General features: G+C 71.8%; 1 protein-coding gene and 1 pseudogene. Both read right to left on the bottom strand.

Annotated features, from left to right (window positions below; genetic code table 11):
* Positions 1–132: 132 nt before the first annotated feature.
* Entirely contained in the window at positions 133–1,179 is a 1,047-nt protein-coding gene (locus ACWCXB_RS00010; protein ID WP_450717241.1) for a zinc-binding dehydrogenase, read from the bottom strand.
* Between the two features lie 134 nt (positions 1,180–1,313).
* Positions 1,314–1,958: pseudogene (locus ACWCXB_RS00005) on the bottom strand (bifunctional cytochrome P450/NADPH--P450 reductase); the annotation flags it as partial.

Here is a 1,958-nt window from a genome sequence, read left to right as displayed (position 1 = left end):
CGACGACACCTGCCCGGCAGTGGTGAGGCGCCACACCCGGATCCGGGAAGCCGTGGGCGCCGGTGCTCCCTCAAGCACCGGCGCCCACTCACCCCTGCCCAAGGTGGTTTTGGTCGTCCTTCTGCAGAGTTGTCAGGGGACGAGGATGAGGCGGATCGGGTCGCCGATCTTGTTCTCCAGCCGGTTGACCGCGTCGGCGGCGTCGGCGAGCGGGATGTGGTCGGTGATGGAGGGGGCCAGGTCGAGGCGGCCGTTGGAGGCCAGCTGGACCAGCTCGGTGACGCCCTCAGGGGTGGCGCCGTAGTGACCACGCACCTGCTTCATCATGTAGTTGAAGGTCAGGCCCTCGGTGATGGTGAGCGGCTTGGGTGTGATGCCGACCAGGATCAGGGAGCCGCCCAGGCCGAGCACGGCGGCGGCCTGTTCACGGACGACGGGCACGCCGGCGCAGTCGAAGGCGAAGTCGAGGCCTCGTCCGGCGGTGGCCGCGCGGACCTGGTCGGCGAAGTCGGGGGCGGCCGGGTCCAGGGCGAAATCCGCGCCGAATTCCAGGGCGCGCTCGCGGGCGCCGGGCAGCGGGTCGACGGCGATGATCGGCGCGGCGCCGACCAGGCGGGCGACGCGGACGTTGTGCGCGCCGACTCCGCCCACGCCCCAGATGCCGACGGACTGGGCGGGACGGACGCCCGCGGTGGCGACGACGGCGGCGTAGGGGGTGGAGACCGCGTCGGGGATGATCGCGGCCTGGTCGAAGGGGAGGCTGTCGGGGATGGGGACGATGGTCTCCTCGGGGGTGACCATGTACTGGGCCCAGCCGCCGTCGTAGTCGATGCCAGCGGTACGGACCTGGCTGCAGGGGCGGCGGCGTGCGCAGCCATCGCACTGGCCGCAGCTCTTGCCGGCCTCCAGGGTGACGCGGGTACCGACGGTCAGGCCTCGCTTGAGGCCGGGACCGAGGGTGTGGATCACACCGGAGACCTCGTGCCCGACGGTGACCGTGTCGGAGTCCAGGAAGAGCGGGGGGAGCGAGCCGTCGAGCAGGTGGACGTCCGACAGGCAGACGCCCGCGGCCTTGACCTCGACAAGTACCTCGCCCGGGCCGGGCACGGGGACGGGGACCTCCTCCACGGCGAACTTCTTGCTGTCCACGTGGAAGCGTCCGGCGAGCATGGTGTCCATGGTGCTCTGCTTTCTGTGAGCGGGCTTTCCCCGGCGGTTGGGGCCGGTGGGTGCCGTGTGGTGCCTTGTGGGTGAGTGGTGGCCGGGGGGGTGCGGGGTGTCAGGACCGCCGCACCCTCCCGGCGTTTGGGGGGTCAGGCGAAGACGTCCTGCTGGTAGCGCTCGTCGGCTTCCAGCTGGGCGAGCCACTCCTGGGCGGCCTCGTCGTCGCTGCCGGTGTGCTTGCGGTAGATCGCCGCGAGGGCCTCGCGCACGGCGGGTGCCATGCGGCGGCCGTCACCGCAGACGTAGATGTACGCGCCGTCCTCGATGGCCTGCCACACGGTGTCGGCGGCGTTGGCGATGGCGTTCTGCACGAACCGGGCCGGGTGACCGGCCACCGCGGAGTAAGCGGTGTGAACCTGGGCGATCCCGGACTGCTCCCAGTCCTGCATCTCCTGCCGGTAGAAGTAGTCGTGCTCCGGGTGGCGGCAGCCCACGAAGACCTGCGACAGGCCCACCTCGATGCCGTTCTCCTGCTGATGGGCGCGCTCCTCCAGGAAGCCGCGCAGCGGCGCGATGCCGGTGCCCGGGCCGATGAGGACCAGCGGCGTGGCCGGGTCGACCGGCGGGGCGAAGGTCGGGGAAGGCACCCGCACGTAGCCGTAGAAGACGTCTCCCGGCTCCAGGCGCGCGATGTAGGACGAGCAGGTGCCGCGGTACTGGCCGTCGCCGGACAGGGCCGGGCCTTCCAGCAGACCCACGGTCAGGCGCACGTGGCGCGGGTTGGCCAGCGGGGC

Source organism: Streptomyces sp. NPDC001514 (genome assembly GCF_053597075.1).
The sequence above is the reverse complement of the archived record's forward strand: the minus strand, read 5'-3'. Positions and strand labels throughout refer to the sequence as shown.